At 68.9% G+C, this 22,080-nt stretch carries 23 protein-coding genes; 9 read left to right on the forward strand and 14 right to left on the reverse strand.

Translation table 11 applies throughout. The annotated features are described in order from the left end of the window. Positions 1-56: 56 nt before the first annotated feature. Positions 57-911 (forward strand): M48 family metallopeptidase, encoded by an 855-nt coding sequence (locus RCO38_RS16525; protein WP_308329445.1) that lies wholly within the window; start codon positions 57-59, stop codon positions 909-911. A 47-nt stretch (positions 912-958) separates the two neighbouring features. Beyond that, on the forward strand, positions 959-1,195 hold the full coding sequence (locus tag RCO38_RS16530; protein WP_308329446.1) for a hypothetical protein: 237 nt from the start codon (positions 959-961) through the stop codon (positions 1,193-1,195). A 23-nt stretch (positions 1,196-1,218) separates the two neighbouring features. On the opposite strand, the gene RCO38_RS16535 is transcribed toward RCO38_RS16530, so the two are convergent. The 3 genes from RCO38_RS16535 to RCO38_RS16545 form a co-directional block, all read right to left on the reverse strand. After that, positions 1,219-1,857 carry an MBL fold metallo-hydrolase gene (locus tag RCO38_RS16535; RefSeq protein ID WP_308329447.1) on the reverse strand — a complete coding sequence of 213 codons (639 nt, stop codon included), beginning with the start codon at positions 1,855-1,857 and terminating at the stop codon, positions 1,219-1,221. A gap of 61 nt (positions 1,858-1,918) precedes the next feature. After that, positions 1,919-2,860: a LysR substrate-binding domain-containing protein gene (locus RCO38_RS16540; RefSeq protein WP_308329448.1), complete on the reverse strand. Its 942-nt coding sequence runs from the start codon at positions 2,858-2,860 to the stop codon at positions 1,919-1,921. A 203-nt stretch (positions 2,861-3,063) separates the two neighbouring features. Next, positions 3,064-3,855, reverse strand: a complete 792-nt coding sequence (locus RCO38_RS16545; RefSeq protein ID WP_308329449.1) for an exodeoxyribonuclease III — start codon at positions 3,853-3,855, stop codon at positions 3,064-3,066. A gap of 10 nt (positions 3,856-3,865) precedes the next feature. Between RCO38_RS16545 and pyrE the strand changes: the two genes are divergently transcribed. Then, entirely contained in the window at positions 3,866-4,582 is a 717-nt protein-coding gene (gene pyrE, locus RCO38_RS16550) for an orotate phosphoribosyltransferase (protein ID WP_308329450.1), read from the forward strand. Between the two features lie 9 nt (positions 4,583-4,591). Then, positions 4,592-5,254, forward strand: a complete 663-nt coding sequence (locus RCO38_RS16555; RefSeq protein ID WP_308329451.1) for a DUF4124 domain-containing protein — start codon at positions 4,592-4,594, stop codon at positions 5,252-5,254. 31 nt (positions 5,255-5,285) lie between these two features. Here RCO38_RS16555 and gatB read toward each other — a convergent pair whose 3' ends face one another. From gatB to gatC, 3 genes are read right to left on the reverse strand one after another with little or no spacing between them, the layout of a single operon-like run. After that, entirely contained in the window at positions 5,286-6,746 is a 1,461-nt protein-coding gene (gatB, locus tag RCO38_RS16560) for an Asp-tRNA(Asn)/Glu-tRNA(Gln) amidotransferase subunit GatB (protein ID WP_308329452.1), read from the reverse strand. A 2-nt stretch (positions 6,747-6,748) separates the two neighbouring features. Further along, the gene (gatA, locus tag RCO38_RS16565) at positions 6,749-8,245 is read right to left on the reverse strand and encodes an Asp-tRNA(Asn)/Glu-tRNA(Gln) amidotransferase subunit GatA (RefSeq protein ID WP_308329453.1); all 1,497 of its coding nucleotides are present in this window, start codon (positions 8,243-8,245) and stop codon (positions 6,749-6,751) included. After that, positions 8,242-8,541 carry an Asp-tRNA(Asn)/Glu-tRNA(Gln) amidotransferase subunit GatC gene (gene gatC, locus RCO38_RS16570; protein WP_308329454.1) on the reverse strand — a complete coding sequence of 100 codons (300 nt, stop codon included), beginning with the start codon at positions 8,539-8,541 and terminating at the stop codon, positions 8,242-8,244. The genes gatA and gatC overlap by 4 nt, the downstream gene beginning before the upstream one ends. Positions 8,542-8,804: 263 nt before the next feature. On the opposite strand from gatC, the gene RCO38_RS16575 reads away from it, so the two are divergent. The 4 genes from RCO38_RS16575 (at position 8,805) to mrdA (ending at position 13,427) form a co-directional block, all read left to right on the forward strand. Next, positions 8,805-9,848, forward strand: coding sequence for a rod shape-determining protein (locus tag RCO38_RS16575; RefSeq protein ID WP_066256228.1), 1,044 nt, complete (start codon positions 8,805-8,807; stop codon positions 9,846-9,848). A gap of 42 nt (positions 9,849-9,890) precedes the next feature. Next, complete coding sequence (gene mreC / locus RCO38_RS16580) at positions 9,891-10,826, forward strand: rod shape-determining protein MreC (RefSeq protein ID WP_308329455.1); 936 nt, start codon at positions 9,891-9,893, stop codon at positions 10,824-10,826. Continuing rightward, positions 10,823-11,353 (forward strand): rod shape-determining protein MreD, encoded by a 531-nt coding sequence (gene mreD, locus RCO38_RS16585; RefSeq protein WP_308329456.1) that lies wholly within the window; start codon positions 10,823-10,825, stop codon positions 11,351-11,353. Before mreC ends, mreD begins: the two co-directional genes overlap by 4 nt. Positions 11,354-11,477: 124 nt before the next feature. Further along, the gene (gene mrdA / locus RCO38_RS16590) at positions 11,478-13,427 is read left to right on the forward strand and encodes a penicillin-binding protein 2 (RefSeq protein ID WP_308329457.1); all 1,950 of its coding nucleotides are present in this window, start codon (positions 11,478-11,480) and stop codon (positions 13,425-13,427) included. 4 nt (positions 13,428-13,431) lie between these two features. Here mrdA and RCO38_RS16595 read toward each other — a convergent pair whose 3' ends face one another. Beyond that, positions 13,432-14,190 (reverse strand): sulfite exporter TauE/SafE family protein, encoded by a 759-nt coding sequence (locus RCO38_RS16595; protein ID WP_308329458.1) that lies wholly within the window; start codon positions 14,188-14,190, stop codon positions 13,432-13,434. Between the two features lie 40 nt (positions 14,191-14,230). On the opposite strand from RCO38_RS16595, the gene RCO38_RS16600 reads away from it, so the two are divergent. Continuing rightward, positions 14,231-15,055: an amidohydrolase family protein gene (locus RCO38_RS16600; RefSeq protein WP_308329459.1), complete on the forward strand. Its 825-nt coding sequence runs from the start codon at positions 14,231-14,233 to the stop codon at positions 15,053-15,055. 6 nt (positions 15,056-15,061) lie between these two features. Here RCO38_RS16600 and RCO38_RS16605 read toward each other — a convergent pair whose 3' ends face one another. From RCO38_RS16605 to RCO38_RS16635, 7 genes are read right to left on the reverse strand one after another with little or no spacing between them, the layout of a single operon-like run. Further along, positions 15,062-16,408 carry an ATP-binding protein gene (locus tag RCO38_RS16605; RefSeq protein ID WP_308329460.1) on the reverse strand — a complete coding sequence of 449 codons (1,347 nt, stop codon included), beginning with the start codon at positions 16,406-16,408 and terminating at the stop codon, positions 15,062-15,064. 1 nt (position 16,409) lies between these two features. Next, positions 16,410-17,870, reverse strand: coding sequence for a nickel-dependent hydrogenase large subunit (locus RCO38_RS16610; RefSeq protein ID WP_308329461.1), 1,461 nt, complete (start codon positions 17,868-17,870; stop codon positions 16,410-16,412). Beyond that, positions 17,867-18,862 carry a HupU protein gene (locus RCO38_RS16615; RefSeq protein WP_308329462.1) on the reverse strand — a complete coding sequence of 332 codons (996 nt, stop codon included), beginning with the start codon at positions 18,860-18,862 and terminating at the stop codon, positions 17,867-17,869. The genes RCO38_RS16610 and RCO38_RS16615 overlap by 4 nt, the downstream gene beginning before the upstream one ends. Beyond that, positions 18,859-19,350, reverse strand: a complete 492-nt coding sequence (locus RCO38_RS16620; protein WP_308329463.1) for a hydrogenase maturation protease — start codon at positions 19,348-19,350, stop codon at positions 18,859-18,861. Before RCO38_RS16620 ends, RCO38_RS16615 begins: the two co-directional genes overlap by 4 nt. Then, positions 19,347-20,873, reverse strand: a complete 1,527-nt coding sequence (locus RCO38_RS16625) for a Ni/Fe hydrogenase subunit alpha (RefSeq protein WP_308329464.1) — start codon at positions 20,871-20,873, stop codon at positions 19,347-19,349. The genes RCO38_RS16620 and RCO38_RS16625 overlap by 4 nt, the downstream gene beginning before the upstream one ends. Further along, positions 20,866-21,396, reverse strand: a complete 531-nt coding sequence (locus tag RCO38_RS16630; protein ID WP_308329465.1) for an NADP oxidoreductase — start codon at positions 21,394-21,396, stop codon at positions 20,866-20,868. The genes RCO38_RS16625 and RCO38_RS16630 overlap by 8 nt, the downstream gene beginning before the upstream one ends. Then, positions 21,393-22,079, reverse strand: a complete 687-nt coding sequence (locus RCO38_RS16635) for a 2Fe-2S iron-sulfur cluster-binding protein (RefSeq protein WP_308329466.1) — start codon at positions 22,077-22,079, stop codon at positions 21,393-21,395. The genes RCO38_RS16630 and RCO38_RS16635 overlap by 4 nt, the downstream gene beginning before the upstream one ends. Position 22,080: the final 1 nt, after the last annotated feature.

Here is a 22,080-nt window from a genome sequence, read left to right on the forward strand (position 1 = left end):
CGTGGCCTTGGTTTGGGCCCGTGGCAGGCGACGGGTGCTTTGCCTATTATTGGGCCATGTGCTTCCTCTGCGATCTCAAACAGCGCCCTGTCGATGCCCCGCGCGCCAGCCCCTGGCAGGCGCGGCGCGCCTTCCTGCTCGCCGCATCCGCCGCTGCGGCGGCCCCGGCCATGGCCCAGGTCGACGTCGGCAAGGCCTCCAGCATGCGCAAGCTGGTGCCCGCCGAAGCGATTGAACAGGCCGGCGCCCAGCAGTTCGTGGCCACGGTCCAGGAGGCGAAGAAGCAGAACGCGCTGGTGCCCGCCGAGCATCCGCAGACCCGGCGCCTGCACGCCATTGCCAAGAAGATCATTCCCTTCGCCGCCGCCTGGAACCCGCGCGCGAAGGACTGGCAGTGGCAGGTGGCGCTGATCAGCAGCGACCAGATCAACGCCTTCTGCCTGCCCGGCGGCAAGATCGCCTTCTACACCGGCATCCTCGACAAGCTGCAGCTCACCGACGACGAGACCGCCATGATCATGGGCCACGAAATGGCCCACGCGCTGCGCGAACACGCGCGCGAGCGCCTGGCCAAGAGCAGCGCCACCAGCCTGGGCCTGCGCCTGGGCGCCGAGCTGCTGGGTCTGGGCAATCTCGGCGCGGCCGCCGCCGACATGGGCTCGCAGCTGCTGACGCTCAAGTTCAGCCGCGAAGACGAGAGCGAGGCCGACCTGGTGGGCCTGGAGCTGGCCGCCCGCGGCGCCTACCAGCCGGGCGCCAGCGTCAGCCTCTGGCAGAAGATGGCCAAGGCCGGCGGCGGCAACGGCATCGCTTTCCTGTCGACCCACCCGAGCGGGCCGGAACGCATCCGGCAGCTGCAGGCGAATGTGCCGAAGGTGCAGGGTCTGTACGAGCAGGCCCGGCGGGGCTAGCATCCGCCCGTCGGCGCCTGTCGACATCCACCCGAAGGAGACACCCCATGAAAGCCCTTGTGATCGCGTACAGCCTGCTGTTCTGCTCCGTGGCCTTTGCCCACAGCTGCCCCAACGAGATGAAGGCAATCGACGCCAAGCTTGGCGCCGGCCCTGGCCTGTCCATGGCCGACATGGACAAGGTGAAGTCCTTGCGGGCGCAGGGGGAGAAGATGCACAAGGAAGGCAAGCACGACGAGTCCATGAAGGCTCTCGGCGACGCCAAGAAGCTGCTCGGCCTTTGACCGCGCGGTGACCGGACGGGCGCTCAGCCCGCCTGGACGTATGGGTTGAAGCGCCGCTCCTCGCCGAGCGTGCTCTCCGGACCGTGGCCGGGGATGAACACCGTGTCGTCCCCCATGGGCCAGAGCCGCTCCTTGATGCTGGCGATCAGCTGGGCGTGGTTGCCCTGCGGAAAATCGGTGCGACCGATGCTGCCGGCGAACAGCACGTCCCCGACGAAGACCCGCTGCGCCTCGGGCGAGTGGAACACGACGTGGCCCGGCGTGTGTCCGGGGCAGTGGCGCACGTTCAGCGTGCAGTGGCCGATCTGAACCATGTCGCCGTCGGCCAGCCAGCGCGTCGGCGTGAAGTGGCCGGCGGGCGGAAAACCGAACATCCGGCTCTGCTGCGGCAGACCATCGATCCAGAACTGGTCGCCCGGGTGCGGGCCGATGATGGGCAGGCCCAGTCGTTCGGCCAGTTCGGCCGTGCCGCCCGCGTGGTCGATGTGGGCATGGGTCAGCCAGATGGCCTTGAGATTCACACCCAGCTGCTGCGCCGCGCCGACCAGCCGGTCCAGATCGCCGCCCGGGTCGATCACCGCGGCGTCGCGGGTTTCATCGCACCAGACGATGGAGCAGTTCTGGGCGAAGGCGGTGACGGGAATGGTCTGGTAGCGGAACATGGTGGGTCGGCATCACGAACAACAGGGGCGGCAGCCCCGCCCGGGATTGTCCCTCACCCGGTCAGTGATCGAGGCAGCGCGCCCCCACCCAGTGCCCCTCGCGGCTGAGCCGCTGCATCGTCGCCACCGCCAGCGCCGCCACCGCCTGACAGGCCTGGGAGCGGGGGATGTGCGCCGAACTGCACACCGCCAGCACCCGCTCCAGCGGCGGATGGCCCACCGGCGTGGCGCGCAGCAGGCCCGCGTCGATATCGGACTGCAGGGGCATGACCGGCAACAGCGTGCGGCCCAGGCCGGCGAGGAGGGTGGTGCGCAGGATGCTGATCGAACTGATGTCGGCCTCGACGCGCGGGGGCGGCAGGCCCGCCGCGGCGGCGGCCGCCTCGATGATCGGGCGCACCCCGTGGGGACTGGCGGGGAGGATCAGCGGCTGCGCCAGCGCCTGTTTGAGACTCAGCGAACGGCCCGGGCGCCCGGGCTGCGGCGCACTGGCCGGCTCGATCAGGCAGAGCCGCTCGCTCAGCACACCGGTCACCGAAAAACCACTGAGCTGACCATCGTCGAACAGTACCGCCAGCTGGATCTGGCCCGTGCGCAGCTGGCGCGACAGGTTCCCGGTCAACTCTTCGGTCAGTTCCAGCGTCACCCGGGGAAAGCGCTGCCTCACCTCGCGCATCAGCGGCAACGCCAGCGCGGCGGAAGCGCTGTGCGGCAGGCCGAACACCACCGTGCCTTCGGGCTCCTGGCTCGTGCTGCGGGCGCTGGCAATGGCCTCCTCCGCCTGGCGCAGGATCGAGACAGCGTGCGGGAAGAACCGCTGCCCGGCCTCGGTCAGGCCGACACCGCGTCGCGAGCGCTCGAACAGGCTCACACCGAGCTCCCCCTCCAGCTGCGCCAGCTGGTGGCTCAGCGCCGACTGCGCCACGAACACGCGCTCGGCCGCCTTGGTGACGCTGCCACTGTCGGCGATCGCCACGAAGTAGCGCAACTGTCTGAGTTCCATCGTCCGCGTCCTGCCATCTGTTTTCAAGATGGTAATGTGAATGATCTGTATTGGACAGATGGTGCGGGGGCGCGTTCAATACACCCATCCCCGCGGACCACCGTCCTGCCCGCCACAAGCGGTCAGTCAGCGCCCCACCAGGCCGGCACGGTGGTCCGCAGCACCGCTCACCGGCGGTGTGGCCCCGGGTTCCGGGCGGGCGCTCAGAGCGTGAAGTCGTATTCGATGGTCAGCGGCGCGTGGTCGCTGAACTTCTCGCCCTTGTAGATCGATTCGGTGCGGGCGGTTTCGGCAAACGCCGGGGTCGCCAGGTGGTAGTCCAGACGCCACCCTACGTTATTGGCGTAAGCCTGCCCCCGGTTGCTCCACCATGTGTAGCAGGTGTCGGTGGTGTCCGGCTGCAGCCGGCGGTAGACGTCGATCAGGCCGCCCTCGTTCAGCAGCCGGGTCATCCAGGCGCGCTCCTCCGGGAGGAAGCCGCTGTTCTTCTGGTTGCTGCGCCAGTTCTTGAGGTCTTTTTCCTGGTGAGCGATGTTGACGTCGCTGCAGATCACGAACTCGCGCTTCTTCTTCAGCGCCATCAGGTGCGGGTACATCAGGTCCAGAAAGCGGTATTTGGCCTCCTGCCGCTCGGGACCGGAGGAGCCGCTGGGAAAGTACACGCTGATGACCGAAAACTTGCGTTTGGGGGTGTCGAAGCGCAGCTCGGCCCAGCGGCCCTCTGCGTCGAACTCGCCGCCGTCGAAGCCGGTCACCACGTCGCTGGGCAGGTGCCGGGTGTAGACGGCCACACCGGAATAGCCCTTCTTTTCCGCGAAATGGAAGTGCCCCTTGAGGCCGACCATCTCTTCAAACCGACCGGCCACGTCGGCGGCCTGGGCCTTGACTTCCTGCACGCAAATACAATCCGGCGCATGCCCGGCGAGCCAGGATTCCAGCCCTTTGTTGCTGGCCGAACGGATGCCGTTGAGGTTGAGGCTGGTCAGTTTGAACAAGGATTTCCCCATGTCGTTGGATGCGGACGCCACAGGCGCCGGTGCAAAAAAGGATTCGCTGGCACAGGACTTCGTGCAGTTCTGCGTGGACTCGGGCGTGTTGCGCTTCGGCGAATTCAAGACCAAGGCCGGTCGCCTGTCTCCCTATTTCTTCAACGCCGGACTGTTCGACGATGGCGCCAAGCTTGGCCGGCTCGCGCAATTCTATGCACAGGCCCTGGTCGCCAGCGGCATTGAATTCGACATGATCTTCGGCCCGGCCTACAAGGGCATTCCGCTGGGCGCGGCGGTGGCCATCGAGCTGGCCCGACTGGGCCGCAACGTGCCGTTCGCCTACAACCGCAAGGAAGCCAAGGACCACGGTGAGGGGGGCACGCTGGTCGGTGCGCCGCTGAAGGGCCGGGTGCTGATCGTCGACGACGTGATGAGCGCCGGCACCGCCGCGCGCGAGTCCATCGCCCTGATCCAGGCCGCCGGCGCGACGCCGCACGCCGTGGCCATCGCGCTGGACCGGCAGGAGAAGGCCACCGAGAAGGCCGTGGATGGTTCGGTGAGAGACGTGGACCACAGCGCCGTGCAGTATGTGCAGAACGCGCTCGGCCTCAAGGTCTGTGCCATTGCGAGGCTGGAGGATTTGCTGCAGTATCTGACGGGCCATCCCGGCGCCGAACTGGGCCAGCACCGCGACCGTGTGCTGGCTTACCGCGAACGCTACGGCGTCGCCTGAGGAACCTCCTTGATCCCATCTGCGCCCCTTGCCACTTCCGCCCGATGCCTGTGCCTGGCTGGCGCGGGCCTGCTGCTGGCGCTCGCGGCCCCGGCCGTGCCGGCCCAGGAAAAAAAAGGCGGCGGCATCTACAGCTGCGTGGACAGCAAGGGCCGGCGCCTCACGTCCGACCGGCCCATCGTCGACTGCCTGGACCGCGAGCAGAAAGAGCTGGGCGCCTCGGGCACGGTCCGGCGGGTCGTGCCGCCCAGCTACACGGCGGAAGAGCGGGCCCGCATCGAGGAACAGCGCCGGGCAGAAGAACTCGAGCGCTCGCGGATCGCCGAAGAAAAGCGGCGCGAGCGGGCCCTGTTGATCCGTTACCCCACCCAGGCCATGCACGACAAGGAGCGTGCGGAAGCGCTCAAGCAGATCGACGAGGTCATCGAGGCGGTGAAAAAACGCGTGACCGAGCTGGGCACGCAGCGCAAGGAAATCGACCAGGAGCTGGAGTTCTACCAGAACGACCCCAAGAAGGCGCCGCCCTGGCTGCAGCGCAAGCTGGAGGACAACGCCCAGCAGGTTCAGGTACAGACCCGCTTCCTGAGCGACCAGAACCTGGAGAAGCAGCGGGTCAACGCGCGGTTCGACGAAGAACTGGTCAAGCTGCGCGCGCTCTGGACGAAGCGGTGACCCTGCTGCGCCGCTGACACGGCGCAGCCTCTCAGCCGAGCTTCTTCTTCAGCAGTTCGTTGGCCTGCTGCGGGTTGGCCTTGCCCTTGCTCGCTTTCATGACCAGGCCGACCAGCGCGTTGAAGGCCTTGTCCTTGCCGGCGCGGAACTGCTCGACCATGGGTGCGTTGGCGGCCATCACCTCGTCGATGATGGCTTCCAGTGCGCCGGAGTCGTTCATCTGCTTGAGGCCCTTGGCCTCAATGACGGCGTCAACGTCCTGTCCCTCGCCCGCCCACAGCGCGTCCATCACCTGCTTGGCGGCGTTGTTCGACACCGTGCCGTCGGCGATGCGCTTGAGCAGCGCGGCCAGCGTCTCTGCGCTCACCGGCACCTGGGCAATGTCCTTCTCTTCGCTGTTCAGGCGGCGCGAAACCTCGCCCATGATCCAGTTGCTGGCCATCTTGGCCTGGCCACTGGCCTTGGCCGCCGTCTCGAAGTAGGCCGCCATGGCCGGGCTCTGGGTCAGCGTGGTCGCATCGTATTCGGGCAGGCCGTAGTCGGCCACCAGGCGCTCGGCCATCTGGCGCGGCAGCTCGGGCATCGCCGCCTTCACCTCGTCCACCCAGCTGCGCGCGATCACCAGCGGCGGCAAATCCGGATCGGGGAAGTAGCGGTAGTCGGCCGCGTCTTCCTTGGTGCGCATGGCACGGGTCTCGCCCGTGTCGGGGTCGAACAGCACCGTGGCCTGCTGGATCGCATGGCCGTCCTCGATCTGCTCGATCTGCCAGCGCACCTCGTAGTCGATGGCCTGCTGCATGAACTTGAACGAGTTCAGGTTCTTGATCTCGCGCCGCGTACCCAGCGGCGCACCCGGCTTGCGCACCGACACGTTGGCGTCGCAGCGGAACGAGCCTTCCTGCATGTTGCCGTCGCAGATGCCGATCCAGGTGACGATCTTGTGCAACTCTTTCGCGTAGGCCACGGCCTCGGCGCTGGAGCGGATGTCGGGCTCGGTCACGATCTCCAGCAGCGGCGTGCCGGCGCGGTTGAGGTCGATGCCGCTCTGGCCGATGAAGTCCTCGTGCAGGCTCTTGCCCGCGTCCTCTTCGAGGTGGGCACGCACCAGGCGCACGGTCTTCTTCTCGTCACCGAGGAAAAAGCTCACCTCGCCGCCCTGCACCACCGGGATCTCGAACTGGCTGATCTGGTAGCCCTTGGGCAGATCGGGGTAGAAGTAGTTCTTGCGCGCGAACACGCTCTGTTCGGCGATGTGCGAGCCCAGCGCCAAGCCGAGGCGGATGGCGTGCGCCACCGCTTCGCGGTTCATCACCGGCAGCGTGCCCGGCAGCGCCAGATCCACCGCGCAGGCTTGCGTGTTCGGCTCGGCGCCGAAGGCCGTGGGCGCGCGGCTGAAGATCTTGGACTGCGTGGCGAGCTGGGCGTGGGTCTCGAAGCCGATCACGACTTCGTAACCGTGCACCAGCAGGGAAGCTTGTTTTTTCTCGCTCATGTTCAGAAGCCCTCCGGCGTCTTCGTGTGCCAGTCGGTGGCGCGCTGGAACGCATCGGCCGCCTGCAGCAGTTCGGCCTCACGGAAGTAGTTGCCGATCAGTTGCAGGCCCACAGGCAGACCGCCCGCACCGAAGCCGGCCGGCACGCTCATGCCGGGCAGGCCGGCCAGCGAGGCGGGCAGCGTGAAGATGTCGGCCAGGTAGTTGGCGACCGGGTCGTCGCTCATCTCGCCGATCTTCCAGGCGGTGGTCGGCGCGGCCGGACCGGCGATCAGGTCGCACTGCGCGAAGGCGTCCTGGAAGTCCTGCGCGATCAGGCGTCGGATCTGCTGCGCCTTGAGGTAATACGCGTCGTAGTAGCCGTGTGAGAGGACATAGGTGCCGATCATGATGCGCCGCTGCACCTCGGGCCCGAAGCCTTCGCTGCGCGACTTCTTGTACATGTCGATCAGGTCGTCGTACTGCGCGGCGCGGTGACCGAACTTCACGCCGTCGAAACGGCTCAGGTTCGACGAGGCCTCGGCCGGCGCGATGATGTAGTAGACCGGGATGGACAGCTCGGTGCGCGGCAGCGAGATGTCGACCAGCGTGGCACCCAGCTTCTCGTATTCGCTCAAAGCGGTTCGAACGGCGGCGACCACGTCGGGTGCGCAGCCTTCACCGAAGAACTCCTTGGGCAGGCCGACGCGCAGGCCCTTGAGTGGCTGGGCGGCGGTGGCGCCCTCGCGAAGGGTCCCCAGCAGGCGCGTGTAGTCCTCGGCCGGGTGGTCCAGGCTGGTGGAGTCGCGGTCGATGTCCGGACCGGCCATCGCGCTCAGCAGCGTGGCGCAGTCGGCGGCGCTGCGCGCCATCGGGCCGGCCTGGTCCAGGCTGGAGGCGAAGGCGATCATGCCGTAGCGCGAGCAGCGGCCGTACGTGGGCTTGATGCCGGTGACGTTGCAGAAGCTCGCGGGCTGACGGATCGAGCCGCCGGTGTCGGTGCCGGTGGTGGCCGGCGCCAGACGCGCGGCCACGGCCACGGCCGAGCCGCCCGAGGAGCCGCCGGGCACGCGCTCCATGTCCCAGGGGTTGCGGGCCACCCCATAGGCGGAGTTCTCGTTGCTGCCGCCCATGGCGAACTCGTCGCAGTTGAGCTTGCCCAGGGTCACGGCGCCGGCCTTGGCGAGGTTGGCGACCACGGTGGCATCGAACGGGCTCTGGTAGCCCTCCAGCATCTTGCTGCCCGCGGTGCTGGTGAAGCCCTGCGTGACGAAGATGTCCTTGTGCGCCAGGGGCACACCCAGCAGCGGGCCGCGTTCGCCGGCGGCCACGCGGGCATCGGCCGCTTTGGCCTGCGCCAGCGTCAGGTCCTCGTTGAACGACAGGTAGGCGCCAAGGTTCTGGTGTTGCTTCGCGCGCGCCAGCAGGGCCTGCGCGGCTTCGACAGACGACGTTTGTTTGTCGGCGATGGCGGCGGCCAGTTCGGCCACGCCCATCTGGTGGAGGTCGTTCAAGCTCATTCGATCACCTTGGGCACGAGGAACAGGCCGCGCTCGACGGCAGGGGCACTTTGCTGGTTGGCCTCGCGGTTGTTCGGTTCGCTGGCCACGTCGGGCCGCAGGCGCAGGCTGACGTGATCGATCACGGCGGTGGGGTGGGCCAGCGGCTCGATGCCGGAGGTGTCCACCGCCTTCATCTGCTCGACGATGTCGAAGAAGCCGTTGAGCTGGGTGAGCATGCGCTCGGCCTGGGCCGGGGGCATTTCCAGCCGGGCCAGGTTGGCGATGCGGCCGATGTCGGTCAGGGTCAGGGACATGACGGGGAGTGGTGAGGCGGTCGATCAAAAAAACAGGCCTGGGCGCAGCGCAAGGCGGCTGAAACGGCCTGTAAGGAGATGATTTCGCCCCCGTTGGGCACAGTTATGCACAGGGGATACGGTATTATCCAAGGTTTGGCGACCCCGACCGCCCATCGGGCCGTTTTTGTCGCTGAATCAAGGACTTAACCGGATTTGCTCCGACCCGCACCCGGCGGCGGCCACACGAAGCGGCGGTCGCGCCCCACAGGATTTTTCGCACCATGTTTGAAGCGTTCCGTCGGAGTTTCTCGACCGACCTGGCCATTGACCTCGGCACCGCCAACACCCTGATCTACGTCCGCGGCAAGGGCATCGTGCTCGACGAGCCCTCGGTCGTCTCGATCCGCCACGAAGGCGGCCCCCAGGGCAAGAAGACCATCCAGGCCGTCGGCCACGAAGCCAAGGCCATGCTGGGCAAGGTGCCCGGCAACATCGAGGCCATCCGCCCGATGAAGGACGGCGTGATCGCCGACTTCACCGTCACCGAGCAGATGCTCAAGCAGTTCATCAAGATGGTGCACCCGCGCTCGATGTTCAAGCCGAGCCCGCGCATCATCATCTGCGTGCCCTGCGGCTCGACCCAGGTCGAGCGCCGCGCCATCCGCGAGTCGGCGCTGGGCGCCGGTGCCTCCGAGGTGTACCTGATCGAAGAACCCATGGCCGCGGCCATCGGTGCCGGACTGCCGGTGTCGGACGCGTCGGGCTCCATGGTGGTCGACATCGGCGGCGGCACGACCGAAGTCGGCGTGATCTCGCTGGGCGGCATGGTCTACAAGGGCAGCGTGCGCGTCGGCGGCGACCGCTTCGACGACGCCATCATTGCCTACATCCGCCGCAACTACGGCATGCTGATCGGCGAACCCACCGCCGAAGCGATCAAGAAGAACATCGGCTCGGCCTTCCCCGGCAGCGAAGTCAAGGAAATGGAAGTCAAGGGCCGCAACCTGTCCGAAGGCGTGCCGCGCAGCTTCACCATTTCCAGCAACGAAATCCTCGAAGCCCTGACCGACCCGCTCAACAGCATCGTCTCGGCCGTCAAGAGCGCGCTGGAGCAGACCCCGCCCGAGCTGGGTGCCGACATCGCCGAGCGCGGCATGATGCTGACCGGCGGTGGCGCCCTGCTGCGCGACCTGGACCGCCTGCTGGCCGAGGAAACCGGCCTGCCGGTGCTGGTGGCCGAAGAGCCCCTGACCTGCGTGGTGCGCGGTTGCGGCATGGCCCTGGAGCGCATGGAGCGCCTGGGCACCATCTTCACCAGCGAATAAGCGCGCGCCGGATCTCCGGCCCCGTCGAGAGCCCATCCCGCCATGCCACTGGGCACCCTGGACCGCACCCCGCCCCCGTTTTTCAAGCAGGGGCCGTCGGCCCTGTCCAAGCTCATGGTGTTCAGCGCGATCGCGCTGTTCCTGATGGTCGCGGACACCCGTTTCCAGATCACCGCGCCGCTGCGTGCGGCGCTCGCCACGGCCCTGTACCCGGTGCAGTGGCTGGTGATGCAGCCGGTCGACGCCGCCCGCCAGGCCGGCGGCTACTTCACCAGCCTGCACACCGCGGAGCAGGAAGCCGCCAACGCGCGCATGCGGCTGGCGACCCAGGCCGAGCGGGCGCTGCAGGTCGAGCAGCTGATGCTGGAGAACCAGCGCCTGCGCGAGCTGCTGGTGATGCGCGAGCGCATCACCACGCCCGCCACCGGCGCACAGGTCCTCTACGACGCGGCCGACCCCTATTCGCGCAAGGTCATCATCGACCGCGGCCAGACCCACGGCGTCGTTCCCGGTTCGCCCGTGATCGATGACAGCGGGGTGCTGGGCCAGGTCACGCGCGTGTACCCGCTGGTGTCCGAGGTCACGATGCTGATCGACCGCGACCAGGCCATCCCCGTGCTCAACACCCGCACCGGCGTGCGCAGCGTGGTCTATGGACAACCTGGAGAGGACGGTGACGGACTGGAGCTGCGCTACACGCTGGCCAACGCCGACCTCAGCGAGGGCGACCTGCTGACCACCAGCGGTGTCGACGGTGTCTACCCGGCGGGCCTGCCGGTGGGGCGCATCACCAAGGTCGAGCGGCGCGCGGAGTCCTCGTTCACCCGCGTCAACTGTGCACCCGTGGCCCGCATGCAGGGCGCCTTGCACGTGCTGGTGCTGACCCCGGTGGGGCAGTCGCTGCCAGCGCCGCCCGCGGCCGGTGCCGGCAAGGGTGCTGCCACGGTCACCCCGTCCGAACGCGGGAGGGCCCCATGATCATGCGCCCCGGGCAGCAGCTGCTGCTGCCAGCCAACCCGGTGTTCATCTGGAGCAGCCTGTTCGGCGCGCTGCTGATCAACATCCTCATGAACATGGGTCTGCTGGGTCGCGCCGCCTGGGCGCCCGACCTGCTGATCGTGGCCCTGGTGTTCTGGAGCGTGCACCAGCCGCTGCGCATCGGCGTCGGCACCGCGTTCTTCTTCGGTCTGGTGATGGACGTGCAGCAGGGCGCGCTGCTTGGCCAGCACGCCCTGGCCTACACCGTGCTGGGCTACTTCGCGGTGTTCATGCACCGGCGCCTGCTGTGGTTCGATGTGCCGACGCAGGCGGTCCAGGTGCTGCCACTGTTCGTTGCGGTGCACGCGCTGGAACTGCTGGTGCGCCTGGTCGCCGGGGACGGCTTCCCGGGCTGGAGCCACCTGCTCGCCCCCGTGATCGAAGCCGTGCTGTGGCCGGTGGCCTCGGTGCTGCTGCTGGCACCCCAGCGCCGCGCGCCCGATCCGGACGACAACCGGCCATTATGAAAACCCCCTGCGCCGCCTTCGGCGTCTCCCCCCTGCAAGGGGGGCGATGCGTGTGGCCCGGCAAAGCCGGTTCCACCGCATCCTGGTGGGAAGTCACTTCGCACGAGCGGAGCGTGGGGGCCACATGACCGAACTCAGAAACGTCGAAGCCGACCTGGCGCAGTTCCGCACCCGGGTGGTGGTGGCGGGGCTGGCAGTGCTGTTCGCCTTCGGCCTGCTGGCCGCGCGCATGGTCTACCTGCAGGTGCTGCGCCACGACGACTTCGACGCCCAGGCCGAAAGCAACCGCACCGCGGTCCTGCCGGTCGTGCCCAACCGGGGGCAGATCCTGGACCGGCACGGCCGCGTGCTGGCCACCAACTTCTCGGCCTACACGCTGGAAATCACTCCCTCCAAGGTCGAGGACCTGGACGGCACCATCGAGGCGCTGGGCGAGCTGGTCGACATCCAGCCGCGCGACAAGCGGCGCTTCCGCAAGCTGCTGGAAGAGTCGCGGCGCTTCGATTCGCTGCCGATCCGCACGCGCCTGACCGACGACGAGGTCGCGCGCTTCACCGCCCAGCGCTACCGCTTCCCCGGTGTGGACGTGCGCGCCCGCCTGATCCGCCACTACCCCCATGGAGAAGTGGCCAGCCATGTGGTCGGCTACATCGGCCGCATCAACCAGCGGGAAAAGGAAAGTATCGAAGAGTGGCCTGAAGAGGACCAGGCCAACTACCGCGGCACCGACTACATCGGCAAGCTGGGCACCGAACAGCACTACGAGCGCGAGCTGCATGGCCTCACGGGATTCGACCGCGTCGAGACTTCGGCCGGCGGCCGCGCGGTGCGCTCGCTGGCCAATACGCCGGCCACCCCGGGCAACACCGTGGTGCTGGCGATCGACATCAAGCTGCAGAAGCTGGTGGAGGACATGTTCGGCGAGCGCCGGGGCGCGCTGGTGGCCATCGACCCGCGCAACGGCGAGGTGCTGGCCTTTGTCTCCAAACCCACCTTCGACCCCAACCTGTTCGTCGAAGGCATCGATTCCGAGAACTGGAAAATCCTCAACGAATCGATCGACAAGCCCCTGCTCAACCGCGCGCTGCGCGGCACCTACCCGCCCGGTTCCACCTACAAGCCCTTCATGGCGCTGGGTGCGCTGGAGACCGGCACCCGCAGCGCGAGCACCATCATCAACGACCCGGGCTACTGGATGTTCGGCAACCACCGCTTCCGCAGCCACGGCGACGGCGGCCTGGGCGCGGTCGACATGCACCGCAGCATCGTCAAGTCGAGCAACGTCTACTACTACTCGCTGGCCAACGAGATGGGCGTGGAGGCCATGCACGACTTCATGGCGCCCCTGGGTTTCGGCCAGATCACCGGCATCGATCTCAAGGGCGAGGTGCGCGGCGTGCTGCCCAACCAGGCATGGAAGCGCAACACCTACAAGCGGCCCGAGCAGCAGAAGTGGTACGCGGGCGAGACCATCTCGCTGGGCATTGGCCAGGGCTACAACAACTTCACCATGCTGCAGCTGGCCCACGCCATGGCCACGCTGGCCGGCGGTGGCATCAAGCGCACGCCCCACCTGACGCTGGCCACCGAGAACGTGGTGACGCGCGAGCGCACGCCCCTGCCCACGCTCGCCGAGGTGAACCTGGGGTTCAAGCGCGAGAACATCGACACCGTGCTGCGCGCGATGCATGGCGTCACCATCGAAGGCACCTCGACGCGCGTGTTCGCCGGCGCCGGCTACCTCAGCGGCGGCAAGACCGGCACCGCCCAGGCGGTGACCATCGGCCAGAAGGACCGCTACGACGCCCGCAAGCTCGAAGAACACCAGCGCGACCACTCGCTCTACCTGGCCTTTGCGCCCCTGGAGAACCCCACGGTGGCGCTGGCCGTGGTGGTCGAGAACGCCGGCTTCGGCGCGGCCGCGGCGGCGCCGATTGCGCGGCGCGTGTTCGACTACCTGCTGATGGACCAGTACCCGAACCCGCAGGACCTGGCCGCGGTGCAGAAGGGCGAAGCCGCGGCGCCCATCGGCACACCGCTGAAGGCCAGCGAGGTGCCCTGGACCAGCCCCTGAGAGGTCAGCGCAACCAGGCGTCGTAGCTGGTCTTGAGGATCAGCGCACTCACCACGACGATGAAGGCTGCGCGCACGAAGCCGCTGCCGTGCTTGAGCGCCAGCCGTGTGCCCAGCAGGCTGCCGATCACGTTGGCCGCGGCCAGCGGCAGCACGTAGTGCCACCAGATGTGGCCCTTGAGCGAAAACAGGATCAGCGCCGCGAGGTTGGAGGCGGTGTTGAGCAGCTTGGCGCTGGCGCTGGCGTGCAGGAAGTCGTAGCCCAGCCAGCGCACGAACAGGAAGACGAAGAAGCTGCCGGTGCCGGGGCCGAAGAAGCCGTCGTAGAAGCCGATCAGCAGGCCCAGCGTGCAGGCCGCCAGCATTTCGCCGCGGGCCGTGAAACGCGGCGTGTGGTGCCGCCCCAGGTCCTTGCGCATCAGGGTGTAGCCCAGCACCAGCAGCAGGATCAGCGGCAGCGCCTTGCGCAGGAACTCGGGCGAGATCACCGTCACCGTCCAGGCCCCAGCCATCGCACCGGCAAAACACACGGCCACCGCCGGCAGCAGCGCATGCCAGGGCATCTGCACGCGCTGCGCGTACTGCGCCGCCGCGGCGGCCGTGCCCCAGATCGACGCGCTCTTGTTGACGCCGAACAGCGTCGCCGGGTGGGTGGTGGGGAAGATCGCGAACAGGGTGGGCGTGAGGATCAGGCCACCGCCACCGACGATCGAATCGACAAAACCGGCGAACAGGGAGGCGAGCGAGACGAGCAGCAATTCCATGCACCGATTGTCGCCGGGCCACCGGACCGACAATCCCCGCATGACCGACGACGCCCTGATCGATTGCCACGTCCACGTGTTCGACCCGCTGCGCTTTCCCTACGCCGCCGACACCTGGTACACCCCCTCGCCCGCCGAAACCGGCACACCGGACCAGCTCGGCCATGTGCTCGACGCCCATGGCGTGCGCCACGCGCTGCTGGTCGGCCCCAACTCGGGCTACGGGCTGGACAACCGCTGCCTGCTCGACACCATCGCCCGCCATCCGGCGCGCTACAAAGGCGTGGCCGTGGTGCGCAACGACGCCAGCCGCGCCGAGTTGCAGGACCTGCAGGCCGCGGGCGTGGTCGGCGTCGCCTTCAACGTGGCCCTGCTGGGCGTGGACCACTACCAGGGCACCGGACCGCTGCTGGAGCGCCTGCGCGAGCTGGACCTGTGGGCCCAGGTGCAGGTGGAAGGCGACCAGCTGTGCGGTCTGCAGGGCCTGCTGCGGGACAGCGGCGCGCACCTGCTGTTCGACCACGGGGGTCGGCCAAGGCCGGCGGAGGGTGTGGGCCAGGCCGGCTTCGACACCCTGCTGGGATTCGCCAACACCGGCCGCGCCGTGGTGAAGCTCTCGGGCTGGGCCAAGGTGTCGCAACAGCCCTTCCCGCACGCCGACGCGATGCCCTATGCGCGCGCGCTGCTGCAGGCCTACACGCCGCAAGCGCTGGTGTGGGCGTCGGACTGGCCCTTCCTGCGCGCACCGGCCCGCATCGACTACGGCCCGCTGCTGGCCCTGCTGGCGCAGCACGTGCCCGACCCGGCCGCGCGCCGCGCCATCCTCTGGGACACGCCGCGCCGGCTGTTCGCTTTCGGGGCCTGATGCGGTTCAGGCGCGCGGCAGTTCGAGGATGAACTCCGCCCCGCCACCCTCGGCGTTGCGGGCAGACAGGTGGCCGCCGTGCTGTTCGACGATGCCGTAGCTGATCGACAGGCCCAGGCCGGTGCCCTTGCCCACCGGCTTGGTGGTGAAGAAGGGGTCGAAGATGCGCAGCAGGTGTTCGGGCGGAATGCCGGGGCCGTTGTCGCGCACCGTCACGCGCACCGTGGGCTGGTCCGGCTCGCCGGTGCAGCCCATCTCCACCCAGACCATGGGTTCGGGCACCGCGGACAGCGCATCGAAGGCGTTCTGCAGCAGGTTCATCATCACCTGCTGCAGCTGGCCCGCGCTGCCCAGCACCGTGCAGGCCTGCAGCGGTGTCCAGAGCACCTGCACCGGTGCGGGCCGCCCCTTCTGCACCCAGTGGATGGCGCGCTCGATCACCTCGACCAGGTTCACCGGCTTGCGCTCCTCGGGGTCCATGGCCGAGAAGCGCTTGAGGCCGTGCACGATGTCGGCGGTGCGCTGCGCGCCCTCGAGCGTGCCATCGATCAGCGAAGGCAGGTCGGCCAGCAGGTGGTCGATGCGCAGCTTCTCGCGCTGCTGCTGCAGCAGGGCCTCGGGCTGGTGGGCGTGGAAGGCCGCAATGTAGCTGCGCAGGCGTTCGCTGTACTTGCTGAGTGCGTGCACGTTGCCCAGCACGAAGCTGATCGGGTTGTTCAACTCGTGCGCCACACCGGCCACCAGCTGGCCCAGCGAGGCCATCTTCTCGGAATGCAGCAGCTGCTGCTGGGTGCGTTTCAAAGCCTCGTGCGCGGCACGCATCTCGTGGTAGGCACGCTTGAGCTCGGCCGTCGGCCGCCCCACCCACACGGTGCCCAGGCGCTTGCCGTTGGCGCCGATGCGCGGCGTGCAGTTGGCGTCCACCGGCACCGGCTGGCCCTGGCGGTCCAGCAGGTTGAGTTCGATGCCCTGCCCGCCGCGCGGCGCGTCGCTGCGCTGCATGGCCTCGCGGGCCGCCGCCACGCTGGCCGGGTCGGCCAGCAGGTCCGACAGGCTGCTGCCGCGCAGCTGGTCCTCGCGCCGTCCCACCAGTTCGCACAGGGCCTCGTTGGTCTGTTCGATCAGGCCGCGCTCGTCGCAGACGATGAGCACGTCCGACATGGCGCCGAGCACGCTGAAGATGAACTGCTGCGACTGCTCCAGCTCCCTGTTCTTCTTCTCCAGCTCGACCTCGTCGTCGATCAGCCGGGTGTAGACCTCGTCCATCTTCTGGATCACGTCGAGCCAGGTGGACTCGTCCACGCCCTCCATGGGCACGGTGGGCAGCGGGCTGGGGGCGCGGTCCTTGCTCATGTCAGTGGACGGTACAAACCATGCAGGGGTCGAAGGAGCGCACGATGTGCTGCACGGCCACCGGCGTCTTCTCACCGTCGCGCACCGGCGCGTCCACCAGCGCCTGCTCCAGCGCGCCGGGCGTGCCTTGCGCGTCGCGGGGCGAGAAGTTCCAGCTCGTGGGCGCGACGATCTGGTAGTTGGCGATGCGCCCGCCGCGCACCACCAGCCAGTGGCCCAGCGCGCCGCGCGCAGCCTCGGACAGGCCCACGCCGTGGCCCTCGTCGGGCAGGTCGGTCGGCACACAGAAGGCCTCGGTCGGGCGGATCGCCATCAGCCAGTCTTCCATCATGGGCAGCACGCGCGCGAGTTCGAGCACGCGGCCCAGCACGCGCGTGAACACCGTGCCGCCGTGGTGCGCTACCGCATCGCGCAGCAGCGGGTGGCCGCTGGCGAGCTGGCGCGCGATGGCCCCCGTCTCGACCACCTCTCCGCCCAGGCGCGGCGCCTTGTTCCAGGTGTAGGCGCCGGCCTTGTCGGGTTCGGGCCGGGTCAGGCCGTAGAGCGGATGCAGCGGCTCGCGCGCCTGCGCCAGCCAGGCGTGGGTCGCGTCTTCGGTGATGGCGTGCGCGTCGACCGCGTCGAGGCGCCGCACGTCTCCGCGCCACAGGCCCTGCGCCAGCGCATGGCCGCCGCCTGGCTGGGCGTAGGCGCCGTAGCTCAGGTAGCGCCCCGGCCCCGGACCCAGCGTCTGCAGCGACAGGTCCTGCACCAGGGTGAGGAAGAAGCGCAGGTCGCTGCCCAGCGGCGCCTGCGCGTGCCAGGCCCAGAGCGCGTCCTCGCTGTCCAGCGCGGTGAAGGTTTCGAGTGCGTCGCCGATCAGCTGCCGCTCCAGGAAGGCGCGGAACTCGCGCAGCCTGGCCAGCAGGCGCACGCGCTCGGCCGCGTCGATGGGGCGCGTCGAGCCGCCCGGCTCGACCGACTGCGTGTGCGGCCACTTGCCGCCCAGCGTGCCGAGCAGCGTGAACCAGCGCTGGCGCGCCGCCGTGGCCGCGCGCACCTGCTCGCCAGCGTCGGGCGCGAAGCGGCGCACGGCTTCGGCATGCCAGGGCCGGTCGGCGTAGACCGGGCGCACGAAGTCGGGCATGAAGAAGAGGTAGAAGTGCGTCAGGTGGTCGGCCAGGTTCTCGGTCGCCAGGATCAGGTTGGTCGCGTGCTGGCCGTTGGGCGGCATGGTGATGCCGCCCAGGTCGGCCAGCGCGCGCGCCGCCGCGACCGACTGCGAGACCGAACAGATGCCGCAGATGCGCGGCACATAAACCAGCGCGTCGTGCGGCGCCTTGCCCTGCAGGATCTGCTCGAAGCCGCGGTACATGGTGGCGTTGACCTGGGCCTCGCGCACGCGGTCGCCCTCGATGGTCAGCGCGACTTCGAGATCACCCTCGACGCGGTTGAACGGTCCGACGAGCAGGCGTGATGTCATTTGAGCCGAGTCCTGCGGATGGCGGGCTTCTCCACCAGGTGGTCTGCAGTCGCGTTGTGCTTCACCCTTTTGGGCGTCGCGCTCTTGGACAGCGAGGCCAGCGCGACGAACCAGGCCTTGGGCATGTCGGTGGGGAGGCCGACCGGGATGCCGGCGATCTTGGGCGTCTGGTGGAAGGGGTGGCCGGGTTCCTGGAAACCGGGCTCGGTGCAGGCGATGCAGGCGTAGCCGCCTCGCGTGCAGCTGCCTTCGCCGTTCCAGGGGCGGATGTTGCAGTCGGCGTGCACCTGCGTGCCCTTGCAGCCCATGTGCTCCATCATGCAGCCCAGGTCGGACGGCTTCTCGGCGCTGGCCTTGAACTCGTAGTACTCGTTGCGCGTGCAGCCGTGGTGCACCAGCTGGTCGGCGTAGAAGCGGGGACGGGCCAGCGGGTCGAGGTCGTCGGCGCCGAAGGCGTCGGCGGCCAGCGCCATCAGCGTGTCGATCACCCAGTTCGGGTGCGTGGGACAGCCGGCCACGTTGACCACCGGCAGACCGCTGCCCGAGCGAAAGTCGGCGCCCAGCAGTCCGCCGGGACGGTCGTCCTCGTACTGCAGGCCGCAGGCGTCGGTGGGGTTGTCGCCACCGGCCGTGACGCCGCCCCAGGCGGCGCAACTGCCGATGGCCAGCACATGCCGCGCCTTGGAAGCGAGTTCGCGCACCCAGTGGATCATGGGCAGGCCGGTGCCGGCGAGCATGTGGAAGCGTCCGGTGCCATTCGGGCCGCGCAGCAGCGAGCCTTCGACACACAGCGCGTCCAGCCGGGTGGCGCCGTCGAGGATCGACTGCAGCAGTGCCAGCACGTCTTCGCCACTGGCGAGCGAGAGCGAGGGATGCCAGAGCATATGGATGCCCGCGTCGCGCAGATGGCCCTGAAAGTCGGTGGTGTCGGCGCAGAGCAGCGACATGCTGCAGCCGCCGCAGCCACCGGATTGCAGCCACAGGACGTTCATGCGGGGATCTCCTCGGCGAAGCGTTCGCGTTGCAACCAGCGGCAGGCCCAGGCGACAGCCTGGTCCAGATCGCTCAGCGCTTGGACGCCTGGCGGCGCGCCCAGTTCAAAGGCCGATGCGCGGATGGCCAGCAGGGTCGCGGGTGGCGGCGGTTGGTGATGCAGATCCTGAAACACCTGCAGCACCGCCTCAGGCGCCAGCGCGTGGCTGCCGATGCCAGCGCCGCGCGCGGCCTGCAGCGGGCGCACGGTGAACGGCTCGGCCAGGTCCAGCGCCGCATCGACGAACAGCACACGCTCGCGGCCCACCAGGTCCAGCGCATGTTCGACCTGCAGCTGGAAGTCGGTCAGCACCTCGACGCGGTTCGACAGCCCTGCGATCTGCGCGTGATCGATCAAGCGCTCGGCGAGCAGCGGCCCCAGCGCGTCGTCGCCCCGGCTGGGGTTGCCCCAGACCAGCACCAGCAGCGGTGCCACCCTCGTGCTCATTGCGCGCGCTCCATGGGATGCGGCGTGGCACCGCGTTGCGTCTCGCCGGTGGACGAGCGCAGCACGTGGTCCAGCACCGCGCCTTGCGCGTCACGCAGCGTCACCGACAGCGGCATCTGGCCCAACGCGTGCGTCGCACAGGACAGGCAGGGGTCGTAGGCGCGGATGGCGACTTCCAGGTGGTTGAGCAGCGGCTCGGTGATGGTCTGGCCGTCGAGGTGCTGCAGCGCGACCGAGCGCACCGCCTCGTTCATGGCCTGGTTGTTGTGCGTGGTCGAGACGATCAGGTTGCAGCTCTTGACCAGATCGTCGTCGCCCACCTCGTACTCGTGGATCAGCGTGCCGCGCGGCGCCTCGATGATGCCGACGCCGCTGCGCTGGCGCTCGCCCGTGGCCTGCAGCGGGCCGCCGAAGATGACCGGGTCGTCCAGCAGCTGCGCGATCACCTCCATGCCGTGCAGCAGTTCGATCATGCGCGCCCAGTGCGTGGCCAGCACCGCGTGCACCGGCCGCTCGCCGTGCGCGGCCACGAAGGCCTGGCGCCGCGCTTCGGCGCGCGGGGTCGGGATGTGGTCGCAGTTCTGCAGCCGCGCCAGCGGGCCGACGCGGTACCAGCCGGTCTCGGGCCCGAGCGCGCGGCGGTAGGGGAACTTCATGTAGGTCCAGGGCTTGACCGCCTCGCCGATCAGCTCGCGGTAGCGCTGGTCCTCGAAGCCGTCCACCGCGATGCGGCCGTCGGCCTCGCGCAGGCGCAGCGCGCCGTCGTACAGCTCCATCGCGCCGCCGGGGCCGATGAGCGACATCATGGCCGCGGGCGTTTCGCCGAAGTGTTCGTAGGCGGGCGGCAGACCGGTGTGCAGGCGCTGGGCCAGATCCACCGCCGCCTCGGCCCAGGCCAGCACCTCGGGCAGCTGCGCGCGCAGCGTGTCGCGGTCCTCGCGCGCCACCGCACGGTTCATGCCGCCGGGCACCGAGCCGGTGCCGTGCACCCGCTTGCCCGAGGTGATGCGGATCACCTCCTGGCCGAACTTGCGCAGCATCACGCCCTGGCGCGCGGCCTCGGGGTGCGCCACCGCCACGCCCACGATGTTGCGCTGCGCGACGTCGGCGTCGAAGCCGAACAGCAGGTCGGGCGAAGACAGGTGGAAGAAGTGCAGCGCATGGCTCTGCACGATCTGGCCGTAGTGCATCAGCCGGCGGATGCGGTCGGCCGCTTCGGGCACCGGCCAGCCGCCGACCACGCGGTCCAGCGCCTTGGAAGCGGCCAGGTGGTGCGAGACCGGGCAGATGCCGCACAGGCGCTGCACCATCACCGGCACCTCCCAGTAGGGCCGGCCGACGATGAACTGCTCGAAGCCGCGGAACTCGACGATGTGCAGGCGCACCTGCTGCAGGCGCCCGTCGTCGTCCAGCAGCAGCGTGACCTTGCCGTGGCCCTCCACGCGCGAGACCGGGTCGATCACGATGCGGCGCAGGCCCTGCGGGTCGGCCGCGGTTTCGAGTGAGCGCGTGGACTCAGTCATAGCGAATGAGACCTTTGTGGAGTTGCGGTTCGCGCCCGGCCATCAGGTCCTGCAGCAGCTGCCAAAAGGCGTCGGCCGGCGGCGGGCAACCGGGCAGTGCGTGGTCGATGGGCACGACCTCGTGGATGGGCCGCACGCGGTTGAGCGGCAGCGGCAGCTCGGGGTCGTTGGGCACCTCGCCGTAGACGGCTTTCATCATCTCACCCACGTCCAGGTGGTTGCGCAGCGCCGGCAGCCCACCGGTGATGGCGCAGGCGCCCACGGCCACCAGCACGCGGCACTGGTCGCGGAAGGCGCGCAGCACCTCGACATTCTCGGCGTTGCACAGGCCCCCTTCGATCAGGCCAATGTCGCAGGGGCCGACGGTCTTGATGTCGGTCAGGGGCGAGCGGTCGAACGTGATGTGCTCGATCAGATCGAACAGGCGCTCGTCGATGTCGAGGAAGGACATGTGGCAGCCGAAGCAGCCGGCCAGCGAGACCGTGGCGACGCGCCACTTGCGGGAAGTGGTTTCTGCCTTCATCCGCGCGTCTCCGCATCGTCGAAAGTGCGCTGGCCGTAGGGCTGGGCAAAGCCGACGCGCTTGGGCAGCAGCGCCCCCACCGGGCAGAGGTGGGCCGCGCGGTCCTCGACCGACAGGGCGCTGTCGCCGAGCCGGCCACTCTCGCTGTCGATCAGCAGCCTGGCGCCGATGCCGTGGCCGCCGATGGCGAACACGCGCTTGCCGTCGAGCTCGTCGCTGGCGCGCACGCAGAGCTGGCAGAGGATGCAGCGGTTGGGCTCGAACCAGACGTCGGGGTGGCTCGCGTCCACCGGGCGTTCGGGATGCAGCGGCTCGTAGTGCAGGTCGGTCATACCGGCGCGTTCGGCCTGGTGCTGCAGCTGGCAGTGGCCGCTCTTTTCGCAGCCGGGGCAGAAATGGTTGCCTTCGACGAACAGCATCTGCAGCAGGTGCAGGCGCCGCGCTTTCAATGCGTCGGTGTGGCACTCCACGCGCTGGCCCGCCACAGCGGGCGTGGCGCAGGCCGCCACCGGCCGGCCATCGGCCACCACGGTGCACAACCGGCAAGACGCGCTGGCCGAGACGCCTTCGTGCCAGCACAGGTGCGGCACCTCGTGGCCGGCGCGCTGGGCGGCCTGCAGGATGGTGTCGCCGGCTTGCAGCGGGACGGGCTGACCGTCGAAGTCGAAGGTGTCGGAAGACATG

Origin of the sequence: Hydrogenophaga pseudoflava, from assembly GCF_031020795.1 — a bacterium.
In the GTDB taxonomy this organism is placed as follows: Bacteria; Pseudomonadota; Gammaproteobacteria; order Burkholderiales; family Burkholderiaceae_C; genus Hydrogenophaga; species Hydrogenophaga pseudoflava_A.